Source organism: Nostoc sp. CALU 546 (assembly GCF_048836525.1).
This window is the reverse complement of sequence record NZ_JAWJTF010000007.1, coordinates 108,096-128,314: the sequence shown is the minus strand read 5'-3', so window position 1 is coordinate 128,314 and position 20,219 is coordinate 108,096. Positions and strand designations below refer to the sequence as shown.

General features: G+C 43.0%; 20 protein-coding genes and 1 tRNA gene. 7 read left to right on the top strand and 14 right to left on the bottom strand.

Annotation, left to right across the window (positions count from 1 at the left end; all coding sequences use genetic code 11):
• Positions 1 to 282: 282 nt before the first annotated feature.
• Positions 283 to 957, top strand: a complete 675-nt coding sequence (locus RRG12_RS05810; protein ID WP_420758653.1) for an ABC transporter ATP-binding protein — start codon at positions 283 to 285, stop codon at positions 955 to 957.
• A gap of 136 nt (positions 958 to 1,093) precedes the next feature.
• Positions 1,094 to 1,831, top strand: coding sequence for a 16S rRNA (guanine(527)-N(7))-methyltransferase RsmG (gene rsmG / locus RRG12_RS05805; protein WP_420758652.1), 738 nt, complete (start codon positions 1,094 to 1,096; stop codon positions 1,829 to 1,831).
• Positions 1,832 to 1,948: 117 nt separating this feature from the next.
• Here rsmG and RRG12_RS05800 read toward each other — a convergent pair whose 3' ends face one another.
• Positions 1,949 to 2,719, bottom strand: coding sequence for a superoxide dismutase (locus RRG12_RS05800; RefSeq protein WP_069070837.1), 771 nt, complete (start codon positions 2,717 to 2,719; stop codon positions 1,949 to 1,951).
• A gap of 313 nt (positions 2,720 to 3,032) precedes the next feature.
• Positions 3,033 to 3,656 carry a Uma2 family endonuclease gene (locus tag RRG12_RS05795; RefSeq protein WP_420758651.1) on the bottom strand — a complete coding sequence of 208 codons (624 nt, stop codon included), beginning with the start codon at positions 3,654 to 3,656 and terminating at the stop codon, positions 3,033 to 3,035.
• Positions 3,657 to 3,738: 82 nt separating this feature from the next.
• On the opposite strand from RRG12_RS05795, the gene RRG12_RS05790 reads away from it, so the two are divergent.
• Positions 3,739 to 3,864, top strand: coding sequence for a hypothetical protein (locus RRG12_RS05790; protein ID WP_420758650.1), 126 nt, complete (start codon positions 3,739 to 3,741; stop codon positions 3,862 to 3,864).
• A gap of 123 nt (positions 3,865 to 3,987) precedes the next feature.
• On the opposite strand, the gene RRG12_RS05785 is transcribed toward RRG12_RS05790, so the two are convergent.
• Both RRG12_RS05785 and RRG12_RS05780 read right to left on the bottom strand, forming a co-directional pair.
• Positions 3,988 to 5,109 (bottom strand): ABC transporter ATP-binding protein, encoded by a 1,122-nt coding sequence (locus RRG12_RS05785; RefSeq protein WP_420758649.1) that lies wholly within the window; start codon positions 5,107 to 5,109, stop codon positions 3,988 to 3,990.
• Between the two features lie 107 nt (positions 5,110 to 5,216).
• Positions 5,217 to 5,936: a GUN4 domain-containing protein gene (locus RRG12_RS05780; RefSeq protein WP_069070840.1), complete on the bottom strand. Its 720-nt coding sequence runs from the start codon at positions 5,934 to 5,936 to the stop codon at positions 5,217 to 5,219.
• A 386-nt stretch (positions 5,937 to 6,322) separates the two neighbouring features.
• On the opposite strand from RRG12_RS05780, the gene RRG12_RS05775 reads away from it, so the two are divergent.
• Positions 6,323 to 7,744, top strand: a complete 1,422-nt coding sequence (locus RRG12_RS05775; RefSeq protein WP_420758648.1) for an NADP-dependent isocitrate dehydrogenase — start codon at positions 6,323 to 6,325, stop codon at positions 7,742 to 7,744.
• On the opposite strand, the gene RRG12_RS05770 is transcribed toward RRG12_RS05775, so the two are convergent.
• A complete protein-coding gene (locus RRG12_RS05770; RefSeq protein WP_420758647.1) occupies positions 7,725 to 7,961 on the bottom strand; it encodes a hypothetical protein in 237 nt (78 codons plus the stop codon). The two genes, RRG12_RS05775 and RRG12_RS05770, sit on opposite strands and share 20 nt — an antisense overlap.
• A 157-nt stretch (positions 7,962 to 8,118) precedes the next feature.
• On the opposite strand from RRG12_RS05770, the gene fba reads away from it, so the two are divergent.
• Complete coding sequence (fba, locus tag RRG12_RS05765) at positions 8,119 to 9,198, top strand: class II fructose-bisphosphate aldolase (protein ID WP_094348068.1); 1,080 nt, start codon at positions 8,119 to 8,121, stop codon at positions 9,196 to 9,198.
• Positions 9,199 to 9,381: 183 nt separating this feature from the next.
• On the opposite strand, the gene RRG12_RS05760 is transcribed toward fba, so the two are convergent.
• The 4 genes from RRG12_RS05760 to RRG12_RS05745 form a co-directional block, all read right to left on the bottom strand.
• Positions 9,382 to 10,593 (bottom strand): endonuclease, encoded by a 1,212-nt coding sequence (locus RRG12_RS05760; protein WP_420758009.1) that lies wholly within the window; start codon positions 10,591 to 10,593, stop codon positions 9,382 to 9,384.
• 233 nt (positions 10,594 to 10,826) lie between these two features.
• The gene (locus RRG12_RS05755) at positions 10,827 to 11,639 is read right to left on the bottom strand and encodes a carbon-nitrogen hydrolase family protein (RefSeq protein WP_069070845.1); all 813 of its coding nucleotides are present in this window, start codon (positions 11,637 to 11,639) and stop codon (positions 10,827 to 10,829) included.
• Between the two features lie 579 nt (positions 11,640 to 12,218).
• Positions 12,219 to 12,542 carry a thioredoxin gene (trxA, locus tag RRG12_RS05750; protein ID WP_069070846.1) on the bottom strand — a complete coding sequence of 108 codons (324 nt, stop codon included), beginning with the start codon at positions 12,540 to 12,542 and terminating at the stop codon, positions 12,219 to 12,221.
• Positions 12,543 to 12,844: 302 nt separating this feature from the next.
• Entirely contained in the window at positions 12,845 to 13,042 is a 198-nt protein-coding gene (locus RRG12_RS05745) for a hypothetical protein (RefSeq protein ID WP_420758646.1), read from the bottom strand.
• 223 nt (positions 13,043 to 13,265) lie between these two features.
• Between RRG12_RS05745 and ctpC the strand changes: the two genes are divergently transcribed.
• Complete coding sequence (ctpC, locus tag RRG12_RS05740; protein ID WP_069070847.1) at positions 13,266 to 14,549, top strand: carboxyl-terminal processing protease CtpC; 1,284 nt, start codon at positions 13,266 to 13,268, stop codon at positions 14,547 to 14,549.
• Between the two features lie 92 nt (positions 14,550 to 14,641).
• On the opposite strand, the gene RRG12_RS05735 is transcribed toward ctpC, so the two are convergent.
• From RRG12_RS05735 to RRG12_RS05725, 3 genes are all read right to left on the bottom strand, one after another.
• The gene (locus RRG12_RS05735; protein ID WP_420758645.1) at positions 14,642 to 14,827 is read right to left on the bottom strand and encodes a DDE transposase family protein; all 186 of its coding nucleotides are present in this window, start codon (positions 14,825 to 14,827) and stop codon (positions 14,642 to 14,644) included.
• Positions 14,828 to 14,908: 81 nt separating this feature from the next.
• Positions 14,909 to 16,636: a succinate dehydrogenase/fumarate reductase flavoprotein subunit gene (locus RRG12_RS05730; protein WP_420758644.1), complete on the bottom strand. Its 1,728-nt coding sequence runs from the start codon at positions 16,634 to 16,636 to the stop codon at positions 14,909 to 14,911.
• A 215-nt stretch (positions 16,637 to 16,851) separates the two neighbouring features.
• Positions 16,852 to 17,169 (bottom strand): hypothetical protein, encoded by a 318-nt coding sequence (locus tag RRG12_RS05725; RefSeq protein ID WP_069070853.1) that lies wholly within the window; start codon positions 17,167 to 17,169, stop codon positions 16,852 to 16,854.
• A gap of 523 nt (positions 17,170 to 17,692) precedes the next feature.
• Between RRG12_RS05725 and RRG12_RS05720 the strand changes: the two genes are divergently transcribed.
• Entirely contained in the window at positions 17,693 to 18,535 is an 843-nt protein-coding gene (locus tag RRG12_RS05720) for a hypothetical protein (RefSeq protein ID WP_420758643.1), read from the top strand.
• Between the two features lie 70 nt (positions 18,536 to 18,605).
• On the opposite strand, the gene RRG12_RS05715 is transcribed toward RRG12_RS05720, so the two are convergent.
• Complete coding sequence (locus RRG12_RS05715) at positions 18,606 to 19,928, bottom strand: ABC transporter substrate-binding protein (protein WP_420758642.1); 1,323 nt, start codon at positions 19,926 to 19,928, stop codon at positions 18,606 to 18,608.
• A 192-nt stretch (positions 19,929 to 20,120) separates the two neighbouring features.
• A tRNA-Ser gene (locus RRG12_RS05710) sits at positions 20,121 to 20,212 on the bottom strand.
• Between the last annotated feature and the right edge of the window lie 7 nt (positions 20,213 to 20,219).

The following is a 20,219-nucleotide window of genomic DNA, read 5'->3' as shown; positions in this document are numbered from 1 at the left end:
TTGCGGTTGAAATAGTTGTATGTGTTACTTAGAATGCAAAAAATGGTTAATTTTAACTTGCCTCTGCTTCAAGCAAAATTTTTTATATAGAGGTTGACTTTAGTCATTTTTCCATGTTTCCAGGCTGGTTATGGCCATTGTTTAAGGGTGAGTCTGCCACAATGGAGAAAAATGTGGATAATTTTTGCTGCTAGATTAAAATGTTAATCCTTTCTTTGAATTTTTCAGATGCTCTCAGTGTAGCTAATCAGTAATTTGCTGACTTTTTGGTAATCTTAACAAATGCTCTATCTCCGAAATCTAATTTATCACCCTACAGCGTGTCCAACAGCGATTCTCAAATCGATCAACTTGGAATTAGCACCCCAGCAGCTAGGTCTGATTATTGGCCCGAGTGGTTCGGGAAAAAGTACCTTACTAGAGATTTTGTCGGGACTAGCTGAACCCACTAGTGGCGGACTATTCTGGCGGGAACAAGAACTGATGCCCGAACAGCTACAACAATTGGCTGGGTTGGTATTTCAGTTTCCAGAGCGGCACTTTTGCGGTGGTTCAATTTTAGAAGAATTGCGTTTAGGACATCCTGAATTAGGGTCAGAACGAGTCAGACAGGCACTAAGTGAGGTGGGATTAGAGCATTTATCGCTTTCCGCCGCTCCCCATGCTTTGAGTGGTGGTCAGCAACGACGTTTAGCTTTAGCAGTGCAATTGATTCGCCAGCCAAACTTACTGTTATTGGATGAACCCACAGCAGGATTAGATTGGTCAATGCGTCGGCAACTGGTAAATTTATTAGCGAAACTGAAACAAGATTGGACACTGTTGATAGTGACACACGATCCTGGGGATTTGTTAGCGATCGCAGATCGTTGTTGGACACTCAACCACGGCGAACTACAATCAGTAGACCCAAAGACACTAGAATCCAAAGTTAAAGAACCTCTACCATCCGTATAAGAAAAGAGCAGGGGAAGCAGGGGAAGCAGGGGGGCAGGGGAGCAGGGGAGTAGGGGAGCAGGGGAGTAGGGGAGCAGAGGAGCAGAGGAGAATAATAATTCCTGACAAATGACCAATGACAAATGACAAATGACAAATGACAAATGACAAATTGCCTGAGATGGCAGAAATCTGGCAGCAAACTCTCAATTGGCAGCCAACTGTCGAACAGCAGGAACAATTCCAAAAACTTTATGAGTTAATCCTAGAAGGTAATCGCCAACTAAATTTAACTCGGATTACTGACCCCCAAGAGTTTTGGGAAAAACATCTCTGGGATTCTCTACGAGGAATTGCACCCCTGTTATCAGCAAATTTATCCCCTGCTTCCCCTGCTCTCATCGATATTGGTACAGGCGCGGGTTTTCCGGGTATTCCAGTGGCAATTACTGTACCTAATTGCACCATTACTCTTCTGGATTCCACACGGAAAAAAATTAATTTTCTCGACAATATATTAACTGAACTTACCCTTACCAATGCCAAAACTCTTGTTGGTAGGGCTGAAGAAATCGGTCAGCATCCCCAGCATCGACTAGCTTACGATATTGCATTGATCCGTGCTGTAGGGGCAGCCTCCGTCTGTGCAGAATATACTTTACCACTGCTCAAACAGGGAGGTTTAGCCATAATTTATCGCGGTAATTGGATAGAGGACGAAACAACTGCTTTGCAGAATGCTGTGAAGCAGTTGGGTGGCGTCATTGAATCAATCGAACAATTTACAACACCCCTGAGTCACAGCATCCGGCACTGCGTGTATTTGCGTAAGGTAGCTACCACACCAGTTCAGTTTCCCCGTGCTATTGGTGTACCTACTCAAAAACCCCTTTAATTAATTCGTAATTCGTAATTCGTAATTATAAAGGGTACAAGTGTCTACTCATTGTAATTACGAATTACTTTGACAGGAACGGAAGATCAACTTTTATTTATTTCCTTGTCCCAATGTTTAAGCAAATTTACTTGCTGCTGCAAATCGCTTGTTAATCTCATCCCAATTAATCACGTTCCACCAAGCATCTAAATAATCGGCACGGCGATTTTGGTAATTGAGATAATATGCATGTTCCCATACATCATTACCGAGGATGGGATATTTACCTTCACTTAAGGGACTATCTTGGTTAGCTGTAGTTGTGACTTCCAGCTTGCCATCTTTGTTACGCACTAGCCAAACCCAACCACTACCAAAACGACCAGCACCAGCTTCGTTAAACTGTTTTTTAAAAGCTGCAAAACTGCCAAAATTTTGATTAATCGCGGAGGCAATATTTCCTGTTGGTTCTCCCCCGCCTTTGGGCTTCATAATTTCCCAGAACATTGAGTGGTTGACATGACCACCACCATTATTGCGTACTGTTCTGCGAATATCTTGTGGTACACTGTCAAGTTTTTGCAACAGTTCTTCAACACTTTTGCCTTTGAGTTCTGGGTGTTTTTCTAACGCTGCATTCAGGTTTTTCACATAAGTTGCATGGTGTTTATCATGATGAAACTGCATCGTTTTGCCATCAATGTGTGGTTCCAGTGCTTCGTAGGCGTAAGCTAAAGGTGGTAGTTGGATAGCCCCTGTTGTATTTGGTGTTGTATTTGGTGTTGTGTTGGGAGTTGCAGTGTTTCCTTGGTCAGGAGATTTCTCTGCCAATGCACAAGCCTCTAATGTAAAAGCACCCGCACCTGCTGTGAGTAAAAACAAGAAATGGCGTCGATTAATAGTCATATAAGTTTTTGCAGCGAATCCATTAAGTCTCTATTGCAGTTTTTATTTTCTTAGATTCTGGCTACAAAAATTTGGAAATTTGCGATTATTACTGGCAGTTTAATAAACTTTTTTAGATTGCACAATATTTGGCGTGTGCCTGTTCGGTGCTACAAGAATCCGCGAAGCCTGTACCCTGCTTACTGAAGACATTTACACAACCAAGGGTATCGTTAGACTACGGCTGATTATTAAGAAGTCAAACACTAAAAGGAAGCTAGCTACTCGATCAATCCCAGTGCTTGAAGACTTGCGGCGGTTACGGTCTAATTCATCAATAACGCACTGAAAAAGTTTGTTCAACAGTTAGATTTAAATCTGGAAATGTTGGCGACTCTATACGGTCGTCTCCTCTAAACTGTTTACCACGATATTCACCCTCATCACTTAAAGAGTAAATTGTGATTGTTGGCTGTTTGGGGTCGCCTATCAATTCTTTGCTACCCAAAGCAGCATAATCCACAATCCAATATTCTTGAATACCCATTTCTTCATAGTCAGCAAACTTTTTATGATAATCATCTCTCCAGTTAGTACTGACGACTTCAATTACTAATGGAATTGAATCTGGTTTACTAAGAATAGATTGTTTCTCCCATAATGGTTCATTACCCAAGTTAGAAAAATTCATTAATAAAACATCAGGATAGTACCCTGACATTTTATTTTCTGGCTTCACTGTGGCGGTTTTAGGTATACCGTAATTAAGTTTAAGACGAAGACACTCATACCCTAAGATCATTGTTAAAAATGCTACTATTTGCTCGTGTTTCCCTGACGGTGGCGGCATTTGAATAATATCTCCATCGTGTAATTCATAACGAATGTTTTCCGGTTGTGTTTCTAAAAACTCTAAATATTCATCAAATGTAAATAGTTTTTGTAATGATTGAATCATTATTTCATCCTGATTATGGATATAAACACTTCTCACTGCTGTAACCTGAAAATTAAGAGTTAACGGGGTGTAGCGGCCAAAGGTGAAAGTAAATCGGCATGGACGCGCCAAGATTCTTACTCAGCAAGAGATACAGCAAGTTTTCGCTATTGGGTTAACAAATGACCGCGATCCGCAAGGTCAGAGTTACGGTCAAAAATTGGATTAACGGCAGTGTGGTGATGATTTTTGCGATCGCTAACCTATCCCTCGCCACCAATTACAGGGATTGCCTCTACACCCCGTCACAGCGATCGCACACAAAACAATTATATTTTACACTCCTAAGCGCTTATAATATTCTATCCCCAGTTTTGGGATCAAATACAAATAAGTAATCTAAATCGAGCTGTAGAGAAAGCCGATCGCGTGGACGCAGACGCACATCCCCACCTACCTGAATATTTAAGACTACCGCCGAACCAGGTAAACCAGCACGAATCAATGTTTCCCTTCCCAGAGGTTCCACCAGTTTAACTTCAACCGATAACAGTCCTGAATTTTGAGTCCTGTTAGCGGTAGCGGGGCGTTCAGCCCCCTCTGCGTTCGTGTTAATTTTTATATGCTCTGGACGAATCCCCAAATCAAAACTGTGTCCCTGACGCAAATGTAATTTTTCTTTCACATCTGCTGGAATTTCTAATAATTGTCCACTCACATCAAAACCGTTATTTTCATAGATTGCAGGCAAAATATTCATTGGTGGATTGCCTAAAAAACTTGCCACCATCTGATTAGCAGGACTTGCATAAATAGTCTGAGGATCGCCAATTTGTTGAATTCGCCCTCGATTTAGCACGACGATTTTATCAGCCAAAGTCATCGCTTCAACTTGATCGTGGGTGACGTAAATTGTTGTAATGCCTAATTCTTGGTGTAACTGTTTCAATTCTGCCCTGGTATCATCGCGCAATTGGGCATCTAAATTAGATAAGGGTTCATCAAGTAAAAATACTTGTGGTTCACGAGCGATCGCTCTCCCTAATGCTACCCGTTGTTGCTGTCCCCCAGAAAGTTGTTTGGGCTTGCGATCCAGCAGGTGATCCAGAGAAAGCGATCGCGCCACATTCATCACTCGTTCTTGAATGATTTTTCGGTCAACCTTCCGCATTTGCAAGCCAAAAGCGATGTTCTCCGCCACACTCATGTGAGGATAGAGAGCGTAGTTTTGGAACACCATCGCTACATCCCGTTGTCTGGCTGGGATATTGTTTACCAAGCGATCGCCAATAAAGAGTTTACCTGATGTAGCGGTTTCTAAACCAGCGATCGTTCGCAAAATTGTAGACTTACCACAACCTGATGGCCCGACTAAAACCCAAAATTCGCCATCAGGAATTTCAAAGGTAATATCCTCAATAGCGGTGACATTATTGAATCTACGCTTAATATCTTCTAGACGAACATTTGCCATGATCTGATTAAAGTTAATAGTTAGGAGTTAGGAGTTAGGGATTTTAAGTTTTGAGTTTTAAGTTTTAAATTAAAAACCTCTTCAACTCATAACTAATAACTTCTAACTCATAACTGTGTCCAAGCAGGGTGAGAGAGTAAAGAAGCAAAGACTCGTACTCCCCGAAGTTGATTAGAGAGGGGTAAGTGACCTTTAGGCGCACTCAAATCCCAGGTAAACTCGTTAGGGTATCTCGTCCACGTATTACCTGCTTTCCAGCCAATTTTCGGCCAGAAATTCTCCCAATTTTTACCCAAACTTAACCAGATTTCTCGCTGCACTGAAAAGCCAAATTTACCTTCGGAGTGGACTAACCAGAGGTTGTTAATGGTTTGCAAGTCAATAGCCGAGGTATTTTCTACCTCAGTAAAATACAACCATTTTCGTTGTACAGCTGTTGGCCCTGATAGTTCACACATTTTTTCGATGGTGACGCGATCAGCTGCTTGGAAGTCTTGAACAGCAAGTAGCTGTTGCAAAGAATTGTAGTTAATCCCGCACTCTGATTTTAGAGGTACAATTCCCTCAGGAAAACAAGAGCGCAGAAATTCTTTGGCTTGAGGTGCATCAGAGTTGTAGAGGACTTGGTAAGCTTTGCCATCAATCCAATTCGCTGGGTTCTCACGTCGTTTCAGTAAAAATTCCATCAACACGTCTAATCCCTCATTACCCAACTCAGCTAATTGTGGGATTATCTGCTGTTGGACTTTTTCAGACCCAGCGATTAACGGTCGTCGGAGGGAGTCGATGTCATTTGCAGGGCCTGATAAAATCATTGGGTCTGTCATGCCATTCTTGTGTTAACGGTCAGTGAAAGAGCGGTAAGCTATCGGGCATTCTCTAAAGTGAAGCACTGATAGCGAAAAGTAGTTTACTATTTTTGATCGTACAAAATTGCGATCGCTTCACTGAATCCCACACTAAATCCCCAAATAATGTACAAGGGGAATAGGGGGAAAATCTGGAGACTAGGGACTGGGAACTGGGAACTGGGGACTAGGGAATGGGTACTACGACTGAGGGGACATGGAGGACAAGGGTGAATTATTGAAAAAATCACCTCGTGTCTCTTCCCAATCCCCAGTACCCAATACCCAATCCCCAGTACCCAAAATACAAGCCTCCCACATAAGGTTTTTTAACTAGCAGCGTATCGATTAGGAGTGTGTGAACGATGTACGAAAAGATTACCCCCCCCGCAGCCGGAGCAAAAATCACCTTCAAAAATGGTGAACCAATCGTACCGGACAATCCAATTATCCCCTTTATTCGCGGCGACGGCACAGGTATAGACATCTGGCCTGCTACCCAAAAAGTTCTCGATGCTGCGGTAGCTAAAGCATATAAGGGTCAGCGTCAAATTAGCTGGTTTAAGGTTTACGCTGGAGACGAAGCTTGTGATTTATACGGTACTTATCAGTATTTACCTCAAGACACTCTCACAGCAATTGAAGAATATGGTGTAGCTATTAAAGGGCCTTTGACTACTCCCATTGGCGGGGGAATTCGTTCTTTAAATGTGGCGCTGCGACAAATTTTTGACTTGTATGCTTGCGTGCGTCCTTGCCGTTACTATGCAGGTACGCCCTCACCCCACAAAAATCCCGAAAAGCTGGATGTAATTGTTTATCGGGAAAATACAGAAGATATTTATTTAGGCATTGAGTGGCGACAAGGTAGCGAAATCGGCGATCGCTTAATTAAAATTCTCAATGAAGAATTAATCCCCGCCACCCCAGAACATGGGAAAAAACGCATTCCTCTTGATTCTGGTATTGGCATCAAACCCATCAGTAAAACTGGTTCCCAGCGTCTAGTCAGACGTGCCATCAAACACGCCTTATTGTTGCCCAAAAACAAGCAACAGGTGACTTTGGTGCATAAGGGCAACATCATGAAGTACACCGAAGGCGCTTTCCGTGATTGGGGTTATGAACTAGCAACTAGTGAATTTCGCCAAGAAACTGTCACTGAACAGGAATCTTGGATTTTGAGTAACAAGGAAAAAAATCCCAATCTTTCCTTGGAAGAAAACGCCCGCCAGATTGAGCCTGGGTTTGATAATCTTACCCCAGACAAGAAAGCGCAAGTTGTCAAGGAAGTTGAAACTGTTCTTAACACAATTTGGGCAACCCACGGCGATGGCAAATGGAAAGAGAAAGTTTTGGTAAATGACCGGATTGCTGACAGTATTTTTCAACAAATCCAAACCAGACCGGATGAGTATTCAATTTTGGCGACGATGAACTTGAACGGCGATTACTTGTCTGATGCTGCTGCTGCCATTGTTGGTGGATTAGGAATGGGGCCAGGAGCAAATATTGGCGATTCTAGTGCCATATTTGAGGCTACCCACGGCACCGCACCCAAACACGCCGGCTTAGATCGGATTAACCCTGGTTCAGTGATTTTGTCTGGTGTGATGATGCTGGAATTTATGGGTTGGCAAGAAGCCGCAGACCTAGTTAAGAAAGGTTTAAGTGATGCGATCGCGAGTAGTCAAGTCACCTACGATTTAGCTCGATTGCTTGAACCGCCAGTTGAACCCTTAAAATGTTCTGAATTTGCCGACGCAATTATTCAACATTTTGGTTAAGTACACTGATGCCAGTTAACTGTTTTACAAACAGGCTGGCAATCTTCCGAACACGCAACATTTGTCCATAAATTAGCGCCTTTTGCGTGAGGCGATCGCTTCTTGATTTGGCAAAATAGTTAGGAGTGCGATCGCCTTTTTCAAAGCATTTGGGATACAAAGCTACCAAAGCCTCTAGTCTTGGGGTAGCGCACCGTACAACAGTATGAGTAAGCATAGGACATATTGATAGTAACTATGGCGTAAACTTTTTCAACATAGATACACGACACTAGTTATAATTTCCTATAAGTTGAAAAAACTCTTAAGATTTAGCGTAATTATTGCGCTTCTCTCAGACCGACTAGCTGACAACCACATTAGGAGGACTATCTATGGCGCTTGTACCACTGCGGCTGCTGTTGGATCACGCAGCTGAAAACGGTTACGGCATCCCAGCTTTCAACGTTAACAATTTGGAGCAGATTCAGGCAATCCTGAAGGCTGCTGTCGAGACAGATAGCCCCGTAATTTTGCAAGCTTCACGCGGCGCTCGTGCTTATGCTGGAGAAAACTTTCTCCGCCACCTGATTTTGGCTGCGGTAGAAACCTATCCTCACATTCCCATTGTCATGCACCAAGATCATGGCAATGCTCCTGCTACCTGCTACTCAGCAATTAAGAACAACTTCACCAGCGTGATGATGGATGGTTCTTTAGAAGCTGATGCGAAAACACCCGCTAGCTTCGAGTACAACGTCAATGTTACCCGCGAAGTTGTAAATGTAGCTCATGCTTTGGGCGTCAGCGTTGAAGGTGAACTCGGTTGTTTGGGTTCTCTAGAAACTGGTGCTGGTGAAGCTGAAGATGGTCACGGGTTTGAGGGTACACTCGACCACTCACAACTTCTAACCGACCCCGATGAAGCTGTTGAATTCGTAGAAGCAACCCAAGTAGATGCTTTGGCTGTTGCCATCGGCACAAGCCACGGTGCTTACAAGTTTACCCGCAAGCCGACTGGGGAAATTTTGGCAATCAGCCGCATTGAAGAAATTCACCGCCGTTTGCCCAACACCCACTTGGTAATGCACGGTTCTTCTTCTGTACCTGAAGATTTGCTTGCACTGATTAACCAGTATGGTGGTGCAATTCCTGAAACCTACGGTGTACCTGTAGAAGAAATCCAAAAAGGTATTAAGAGTGGTGTACGTAAAGTAAACATCGACACCGATAACCGTTTGGCTATTACTGCTGCTGTACGTGAAGCTTTGGCTAAAAAACCAGAGGAATTTGACCCCCGTCACTTCCTCAAGCCTTCTATCACATATATGCAGAAGGTTTGTGCTGAACGCTATCAGCAATTTGGCACAGCTGGCAACGCCAGCAAGATTAAGCAAATTTCTTTGGAAGATTTTGCTGCTAAGTATGCTAAGGGTGAACTTAACGTTGTTACCAAAGCTGCTGCTAAAGTTTAATTTTGACAACTAAATAAATAGGAGCATAGCAAAACTATGCCCCTAAAAAACTGAGATTTTTAATGTTGTCAGAAACCGGGTAAACACCCGGTTTTTTGTTTTATTCATCAAGGATTAGGAATAAGGCATGGGGCATTGAAAAGAGGCAGAGGGACGGGGCTTTCAAGGGTAGGTATTTAAAAATCAGGCAGTAGAGAGGGTGATTTGAGAGACATGGAGTTGTGGAGTCAAGGAAGGCCAAGGTTCAGGGAAAAAGCTACCTTGAGGTAGGGGAAGACGATTAAGAACGGCAGCCTTAATCACTAAAAATCCACGACGGAAACATGAGAGACAACGATGGAAGACACTATTTTTCAAATTGCGTCGTGCAACGTGGGTTTGTGGTAATTCGTCTAAACTACTAATAGGCAAATTGGCATCAATAGCACCTCCAACACTAACCTGCCATAAAGTAGCGATTGCGATCGCTAACCAATGTCTCTCGGCTCGTTTGGTATCTGTCATTTTAGTTTGATGCCAAGCAAAACCACCTCTTTTACCGTCTTTAAATAGACATTCAATCCAAGAGCGCATCGAATACCAACAAGCATCCGCAACTTCGGGTTGTAAATCGGTGAGAATTAACCAAGGTTCGGCATAGCCCTCGTCATGACGGGCTAACAATGTACATTCAATCGGGTTACTTTTGAAACAAGTTACCAATGACTCAAATGACTGACCAACTTCTCGAACAAGAGTATTTAGAGGTAGCCAAGAAACAGTACCTTTAATTTGAAACTGCCCCTGAAGGTTAATCCGCATAAAAGGATGCCAACCACAGTTCAAGATTTGTTGATACAACCACTCAGCATAAAGCCCTCTATCTGTGGTGACAATTACAAACCAATCTGGTGGTACAGTTTTGTCTATATGGCGAAATAATTCTTCCCAGTGAGGTTTCCAACTTCCAGGAATGGTAGCTTCAACTATTTTCCAGGCAATTGGAATTCCACAGCCACGGTAAACAATGCTAATTGCTAATACAGTAAAGCGATCGCTTAAAGTTGAAGCATCTGCTGCCAATGCTAGACGTTTTTCACCTTTAGGCCAAAGACTTAGAATCCAAGATAGTAGTGGACTAAAACAAGATGTCACATCCAATGAAGTTCGACCAGTTTTTGTTTTATCTTCTGCGTCTCGATACCATTCCCGCAGTTGCTGACGTATAGTATTCTCCTTTTTACCCAGTAGTTCTGCTAAAAATACTGAAACCGTTGTCAGTCCACTTGATTGGGTCATTACTATCCCAAAAGTCCACATTGCCAGTACAACAGCTTGAGGTTTTGTGAGATTTGGCATTTTTTCAATTACTTTTCTAGTCCATTCTCTTAATTCCTCGCTTTTTCCTACTTGCATTCACCCTCCTGCACCCGTAGTAATTCTGCTGATAAAAGCTAGATAGTATTTTACCTGCAAAAATACGCCTTTATTAAATACCTACCCTTGAAAGGAGGGACGGGGGGGGCTGAGGAGAGGAATTTTCACCCTGCTCCCTGCTCCCTACTCCCTTGCTTCTTCCCCATTCCCCATTCCCCATTCCCCATTCCCCATTCCCCATTCCCCATTCCCCATTCCCCATTCCCCAATCCCTAAAACACCCGATGCTGCAAAGAGGGCATTTGACGGCGGACTTGTTCGAGCCTAGTAGGCTTGATTTCTGCGATCGCAATTCCCGGCTTTTCCCCAGCATCGGCTAAAATTACACCCCAAGGGTCAATAATAACGGCATGTCCGTGGGTTAGACGGCGGCTGTAATTGTTACCTGTTTGGGCAGGAGCAATGACGTAGGCGGTATTTTCGATGGCTCTGGCTTGTAGTAATACTTGCCAGTGGTCTTTGCCAGTAAAGGCGGTAAAAGCGGCGGGAATAAAGATAACATCAGCTCCCTTATCTGCCAGGTGACGATACAGTTCAGGGAAGCGGACATCATAACAAATAGAAAGTCCTAGATTACCGAGTTTTTCTGAGAAATAGACGGGGGGGAGTTGCGTACCAGCTACAACCGTGCTGGATTCGCGATAAGTGTTACCGTCGGGGACATCAACATCAAATAGGTGTACTTTGTAGTAGCGGGCAAGTTCTTGACCGTTTGGGTCAATGAGTAGAGTTGTGTTATAAACTTTTCCTGTATTGTCTACGGGAAGTGGAAAGCTGCCGCCCAAGATCGTAATTTGAAAGCGTTGAGCCATTTTTTTGAGAAATTTTTCACTTTCAAGAGCGATCGCATCCCCTTGTGCGAGTTTATCTTTTTCTTCTCCCATATAGGAAAAGTTTTCTGGCAAACCCACCAATTCAGCACCTTGACGCACGGCAAGCTCTATTAATTCTTCTGCCTGTGCCAAATTTTTCTGTAGATCGGGCACACTGGTCAATTGAATAGCGGCGGCTAAATAAGACTTCATAGATTCAACAACGAACAGTTGATTTATGGAAGATAGATTATCAAAATATATCGTTACTTCAACATTTGTGGAACTTAATTAGAAATACATCAGCTAAGATTTTCTTCTAAGAGACTTGTTTTATTGTTGCTCTTAATCTTCCTCTGGGTTCTAACAAACTAACTAAGATCGCAATTAGGTTGTGATCAAACCCTGATAAAAGCTGTCTGGTATGAAAATTTCTGTATTTACATAGCAACTAATACCAATCTGGACTGGTGTGAATTTTTATGTTTTCAAATTGGTATAAATTTAGTTATTGAAAGCTACGGGAAACTCCATCCCTTTGTGGAAAGGGATAATCGCCCCGTCGCTTGGACATTGGGCATTGGTAACATAACATCATTCCCCATGCCCCATGCTCCATTCTCTAATGAGTTGTTTTTGAGGTAGAAAATTCCTAAATATCTTATCAAACTGTATACAAATGTAAACAAGTTTGAAAAACGATAAATTACGCCTCTCAAACTTGTTTATAAAAATTAACCTCAAGTTAGAAGAACATGGATAACTCAAAAGGATTTTATTGCCTATTGAGTTTCAAAGATACTTTTCAAGAGTGGAAGCTAATGTAGTTTTAGGCACGGCGCCAACCACCATATCGACTTTTTGTCCACCCTTAAAAATCATTAATGTAGGAATGCTGCGGATGCCGTACTGACTAGCAACATTAGGATTTTCATCAGTATTGACTTTTACGACCTTTATTTGACCTTTGTACTGTTCGGAGATTTCATCGACAACAGGAGCTACCATACGGCATGGTCCGCACCAGGGTGCCCAAAAGTCAACTAAAACGGGTACATCGCTATCGAGTACTTCTTGCTTGAAACTAGAATCGGTAACTTGTGCGGCTGTTGACATGCCTAAAACCTTCGCCAATAATATCTGAGCTTGGTGAAAATTCTACCATAGCAAAAACCTCAGCTTGGGAGTGCGAGGATGTACATTTGCAAAGAAGCTCTAGAATTTATTTACAAACATAAGGAACCGCCCGAACAGTAGTCCGGGCGGAGTGTGGTGTGAGGAGTGAACGGAAACATTCGTCTCCGCTATCTCTATTGTAGGTGACATATCGGATTTTTCCAGCAATTGTTTAGGGGGCTGGAAAATTTATTTAAGGATTCAGGAGTAATGAGTGGCGTTTAAGTGTAAGTATTTAATCATCACGCAGTAGAGAGGGTGATTTGAGAGACATTCAGTTGTGGAGTGAAGCCTAATGGGAATATGGGCATAATTATAGAAGCACCACCACTCACTTGCCAAAGCGATCGCCATAGCACACAGATACATTTCGGCACATTTTGGGTGAATGATCTGGGTTTTATGCCAATAAAAACTGCCTTGTTGCTATCTTTCGACACATAACATAAGTATTTTACCTACTTTTATCTTATGCCTTTCTTAAAGACTTACCCTTGAAAGCTATTACCCATTCCCAAAAATTTTGTATCTTTTAAGTACCAAGTTCGCTGGATTGTCAAGTATTTTGTTTAAATTAGGAATACATGCTTGGTCTGTACAGTTGTAGCCTGTGTTAGATTGAGCATACTGACTATAAATTTTCCCTCTGACGCAACTGTCATTATGGTGATTACAAAAAGTAGGCTTGTTTTGGGTGCTACGGCAGTGACACTCTCCACGATCGCTGTTACTAGCCTTGGCATTCATTCGCGAGGTCAGGCTTTATTTAAAGCAAGTCCCAAAGAATTGGTAGATGAAGTTTGGCAAATTGTTCAGCGCCAATATGTAGACGGTACTTTTAATCAGGTAGATTGGCAGGCTGTTCGTAAGGAGTACTTGAGCAAGTCCTACAGTAATCCCCAGGAAGCGTATAAGTCCATTCGGGAAATGCTGAAAAAGCTAGAAGATCCATATACCCGGTTTATGGACCCACAGGAATTCAAGAATATGCAAGTGGATACCTCTGGGGAACTTACAGGGATTGGGATCACGATCAGTCAAGATGAAAAAACAAAGCAGTTGGTTGTAATTGCGCCAATCGAAGATACGCCAGCTTTTAAAGCTGGTGTTTTAGCGAAAGATGTCATCCTCCAAATCGATGGCAAAAGCACCAAGGGAATGGATACTAATCAAGCAGTATCCTTGATTAGAGGTGAAGCAGGAACGCAAGTCAGCTTAACTATTCAGCGCAATGGTCAGACAAGAAAGTTTGACATCAAACGAGCGCGAATTGAAATCCATCCGGTTAAATATTCTCAAAAGAAAACTCCAGCCGGGAATCTTGGTTATATTCGCTTAAACCAGTTCAGCGCTGGTGCTAGTAAAGAAATGCAAAGCGCTATCAAAGATTTAGAAAGCAAACGGGTAGCTGGATATATCCTTGACCTACGTGGTAATCCAGGCGGCTTACTTTACTCCAGTATAGATATTGCCCGGATGTGGTTGAATAAAGGCACAATTGTTTCTACCATTGACCGCAAAGGTGAACGAGAGCGAGAAGTCGCAAACGGACGTGCTTTGACAAATAAACCGTTGGTGATATTAGTGGATAAAGGTTCAGCCAGTGCCAGCGAAATCCTGTCAGGAGCGTTGCAGGATAACAAACGTGCAACTTTGGTGGGTACTCAAACCTTTGGGAAGGGATTAGTGCAATCAGTACGTCCACTAGAAGATGGCTCAGGATTAGCGGTGACAATTGCCAAATACCACACGCCCAATGATAGAGATATTAATAAGCATGGTATTGATCCAGATGTGAAGGTGGATTTGACCGATGCCCAGCGACAAGATTTGTGGCTCAACGAACGTGACAAACTTGCTACTTTAGCAGACCCTCAATTCGCTAAAGCAGTGGAAGTGATAGGTAAAAAAATTGCTGTTAAGGGCACAACCACAGCAGAAAAATGAAGAGGCAGGAATAAAGTTAGGAGTGAATAGTGAGGAGTTAAGAATAAAGACTGTCATTGTCAACTCAAAACTTCTAACTCAAAACTCCTAACTTAAACTGGTTGGCACTTCCCAGCCCGAATAAGTCCGACACGCCGAGCGATCGCTTCTTCTTGCGAATTCAGAGGCCCCCACTGTTCTATAATCTCTAAATTATCATCGTCAATTTGGTCGCTGGCGATGATTTCGCAGTTACCACCAGAGCGCTTGACAATATACCAAGTTTGTAAATTATTCATATTTTAAATCCAGCCACCCACGTATAAAAATTAGAAAGTTATAGAAGGATGAAATTCTCTATTTCACCCTTTAGCTAAAGTTTAATACCTCCGCTCTTTTGGCTCAAACATGGTAATTGCCACCGGACGATATTGAATATCAATTCCCGCTGGTGAATAGTAAGCCATTGTGTGTTTCAGGAAGTTTGTATCATCTCGCTGAGAATAATCTTCGCGGAAATGAGCGCCCCGACTTTCCTGGCGATTTAAAGCTGATGCCAAAATAGTTTGTCCCACTACCATCAAGCTTCGCAATTCCAAAGCTTCCACGAGTTCGGTATTCCAGCAACTACCTTTGTCATCTAAATAAATTTGCGGATATTGCTGTTGTATTTCTTCTAATTTGTGCAACCCTTCACTCATTAATGCCTCAGTGCGGAAAACACCACAGTACTCAGTCATACAATCCTGAAAAGCTTGACGGACTTGGTTAATTCGGTACTGTCCTGGTTGTTCTAGCAAAGCTTGAATTTGTTGCTGGGCTTCTGTTACATAACGTTGCTCATCTACAGACGGTAACTTACGTTTTTGGACAAATTTGGCGATCGCAGCCCCAGTCCTTTTACCATAAACCACACACTCCAGTAGTGAATTACTCCCCAAACGATTTGCACCATGTACGGAAACACAAGATGTCTCACCCGCAGCAAAGAAAGCATCAACTAATCCATCGCCACTGCTGCGGACTTGCCCATCGGTGTTAACTGGGATACCACCCATACAATAGTGAATTGTCGGACGGACTGGCATCGGTTGAGTTACTGCGTCAACGCCTACTAAGCGATGGGCTTCTTCCCAACAGAAGGGAACGCGACTCATAATTTTTTCTTTGCCTAAATGACGTAGATCCAAATAGATAAAGGGGCCACCAGCACTTCCATCAAGATGAATACCACGTCCGGCGCGAATTTCGTAAGCGATCGCTCGTGAGGTAATATCACGAGGAGCCAGTTCCATCCGGCTAGGTGCATAGTTCGCCATAAAGCGATCGCCTTCACTATTAATTAGATACGCCCCTTCTCCCCGTACCGCTTCTGAAATCAGTACCCCTACCGGATACAAGCCAGTGGGATGAAACTGAACAAATTCCATATCTTCCAGGGGCAAACCTGCGATCGCAGTCATCGCCAAACCATCACCCGAAGAAGCGTAATCATTAGAGGTAGTGTTATAAACGCGACCATAGCCCCCTGTAGCGAACATAACCGCCTTAGCCCGCACCACCTCAATATGTCCATCCAAAAGATGAAACATTACCACACCCTTCGCTTCATTTTCTTCCAAAATGAGACGCATCACGTACCACTCTTCATAAACTTGCACCCCATAACGCCGCAAATTATTAACCAATTCGTGCAAAATTGCGTGACCAGTTTTGTCAGCAGCGTAGCAAGTGCGGTTGTGGGAATGTCCGCCAAAAGCCCGTTGGGCAATGCGCCCATCGGATAAGCGAGAAAACAAAACGCCCATGTGTTCCAAGTCAATCACCACATCTGGCGCTTCCTGGGCGAGAATTGCCACAGCATCTTGGTCTGCTAAGTAATCAGAACCCTTGACAGTATCAAAAGCATGTGCTTCCCAACTATCTTCTGAATCAACATTTTTCAGTGACGCAGCCATACCACCTTGAGCCGCAACTGAATGGGAACGAATTGGATGGGTTTTAGCAACCACAGCAATATTTAAACTAGGGTCAGTGCGGGCAATTTCTACAGCAGCGCGACACCCTGCCAATCCACCACCGACAATAATCACATCATGTTCAAGCATATTTAGCCCCCGACTGCAAACCACTGCTGTTCTATTGTAGAGACGTGATTAATCAGGTAGTGCATTGCAACAGCGGCATCTCTACAAAAAAAATTCCCTGCCTATAGACAGGGACATTATGACAAATATTTGAAATTAGGAGTGAAAAGTTAAAAATGAAGAGTTATGAGACAGATAGAGTAACTCATAACTTATAACTGATAACTCCTAACTCTTTAGCTAGTTGCTTGTACAGGTTGTTGCTGAGACACATTACCTGGCATGGGTTCCATTTTGGTTCCCGGGCCTACAGGAGTGACTTCAATATGATTTAACAAGGTAGTGACAAACGCAAACAACAAGAAAGGTAGCGATAGCAGAACGACAAGACCCGCCGTCGCTAAAGCGTACACAGGTCGCTTGGCACCCATTAACGCCAAAGCTGATGCCAAACTTAGAGTAATCGTAATTAACCAAACAATTATTTGACCGTAGATATCACCAAAAGTCAGAGTACAGACAAACCGATACTTTTGAATATTATTTTCGCTCATCACATTAGCCTCAAGTCTCTCCTAATAGGTTCTACGTTAGAACTATGTTTGCCTTGTAGACAATTTCTAAATATTTTTGCAAGCTTTGTAATATCACTTCACAATCAAGCTGCCAAAACGGCAAGGCAACTATGCTGAAAAAAACTTCTCCCTTTCATCAGAAAGGTCGCAATCCTGATGACCTCTTCAACAAATACCCTCTTTTCTTTAAGCCAAGATAGATTTTGTCATCTGCCAAATTCAGGATATTCACAATATATAGCAATCCTATTTAATTTTGTGAAAATTGCAACCCACATATCCCCGACTTGTAAAAGTTGTCGGAGATATTGTTTATCAGGAATGATTCAAGATTGTTATAGTATTTAATTTTTTGCTAGTAAATATTAACGAGAGAAATCAAGTAAAGTACAGGATGTAAAAACCGATTTTTTGGTGTTAAATTTTGAGTACTGCCCGAATTTGTTGACTAAAATCAACAAAAACCTTTATTTTTCGCGGCAATATTGTTTTAGGAGTGAATGTGAATACTATTTTTCTTCGTAAAGGTGTTTTTTGGTTGCCAAGTATAGCTGCTCTGGCATTTTTGAGTAGCGGCTTATCTGCAACTGCTCAGACAGTGGAAACGTTGAACACTCAGCCCTTAACTGAGCCCTCCGCAACCGTAGTGTCTCCCAACGAGTTTAGTGCAGAATTAGACACTGCAAACCAAAATCTCTCTACAGAAACAACTGAACAATTTACAGTAACAAAATTAACTGAGGTACAGCAGTTACCCAACACTGCGCTACAGGAAAACGCCAGTGTAAGGTCTACACCCATTCCAGGCACAGTGGCAACCTCATCTGCGACACTCACATCTGAGTTTGTAGAACCGACTTCTCAAAGTACTACTCAACCATCTGATACCAGAGTAGCGCAATCGGATATTGATTTAGGTAGAAGTACCCGTGGCGGCAGCAGCTATGTTGGCATCGCTGCTAACATTGGTTTGAGCGGTGGGGACTCATCTTTAGGCGACGGGAACTTCGCAATAGTCAGCAAAATCGGACTGACAAATTCTATATCTGTGCGACCCTCAGCCGTACTTGGGGACAATACTACAGTTCTACTTCCTATTACCTACGATTTTAATTTCCGGTCAGCAGATGCTTTTAGCGAGCCTTTGCCTATTGCACCTTATGTGGGAGTGGGTGCAGCTTACAAAACTGGTGATGATTCGCAATTTGCCTTTTTAGTATCTGGTGGTATTGATGTACCTCTAACTCCTCAATTCACAGCAACGGCCTCTGTGAATGCAGGATTTTTCGACCAAACTGATGTGGGCTTATTGTTAGGAGTTGGTTACAACTTCAGTGGGTTTTAAGAATTAGGAGTTAGGAGTTAGGAGTAATTAAGATTAAATTCATAACTAATAACTCCTAACTCCTAGCTTTCTACTTAGGGGTAACTTTGTCAATCACCTTGATTAGTCCATCGTCTCCTACCGTCCAGACATCGTAAACGCCGACCACATCACCATTGGCATCAACATCTACATTGCCGCTGGCTCCTTGATAGTTGATATCTTGACCCTGTTTAAGCAACTTCAGTCCCTCGCAGACATCGGTCACTTCTGTTCCAGGCGCATTAGCCACTTCACGGATTTTGCTAGCTACAGCAACGCCTGTATTTTCCTTAGCAGCTTGTGCTGCCAACGTCAATAAAGCAGCCGCATCCCAAGCTTGAGGAGCGTATTCCCCTGGCGCACCACCCTTTTTATCCTTCCACAGTTTGTTGAAACTTTCTAATGCTTTACCATCGGAACCGGGTACTGTACCGATCGCTCCAGTTAAAATATATTTACCATCACTGCCTTTGCCAACTTGTTCTGGGAAAGTAGGTGATTTGACTCCATCTGTCAACAAAATCTGTACTCCCTTAGACACACCTTGCTGATAGGCGGCTTTTAGGAACAAACTACCAGTTTCCGCGTAGAGTACAGCCAGTACTGCATCGGGCTTACCAGCAAAAGCTGCTGCTGCTTCTGTATCAAATGTCTGAGCTTTCGGATCGTAGCGGACAGGCTTATCTTTATTAACGATAGTTCCACCCAATTTTTCAAAAGTTTGCACAAATGCTTTTTCAAAGCCAACGCCATAGTCGTTATTAATCACGACTGTAGAAATTCGCTTGAAACCTTTTTTATTGGCAAGTTGGGCTAAAGCTAGTGCTTGGTAAGTATCGGGGGGAGCAGTACGTGCCCAAAAGCCTTTAAAGTCGCCTTTTTGAGCTTTTTCAGTAAAAACGGGACTGGTACTACCAGGAGAAACCAGCATCACTTTATTCGGCGTGGCAATGGAAACTGCTGCACTAGAAACGCTACTGGCAAAGGAACCAACTACACCAGCTACTTTATCTAAGGTTGCTAGTTTGGTCATACCGGCAGCACCAGCTTTGGGGTCGGTTTGGTCGTCTACTTGCACCAAGGTAACTGGTTCGCCATTCACTCCATCGCAAGCGTTGACTGTATCAACAAGTAAAGGGACAGAACCTAGCATCTGCTGTCCTACAGAAGCCAAGTCGCCTGTTGTCGGTAGCAGGGAACCAATTTTTAGCCCCTTAGAACTGCTTGTGGTAGTTGAGTTTGCCGCTGGGGTTGCGGTACTTCCGCTGTTAGCTGTGCCATTGGGGGTACTATTATCGCCACAAGCCCCAACTAGGAACCCAGTTGCTAGGGTAGCTATACCGAAGGTTAAGGCTGCGCTAATTTTTCTCATAAATAAGTTTAACTCCTCAGATATTTAGGAGTCTAAAATAAGATTCAAACTATATTTATAAGTTAGCTGTATCTTAATCAAGACTCCAAAGGATAAATCATATCATCCATCTTCAGGAGTAGAGGTATTTACCCCGGCATTAGTAATTATTTTTGTACACGGAATATATACCGTGTATCAAAGGCTGGAAAACGGAGAGGGAGGGATTCGAACCCTCGGTACGGAGTTGCCTGCCGTACAACAGATTAGCAATCTGCCGCTTTCGACCACTCAGCCACCTCTCCTGACTCA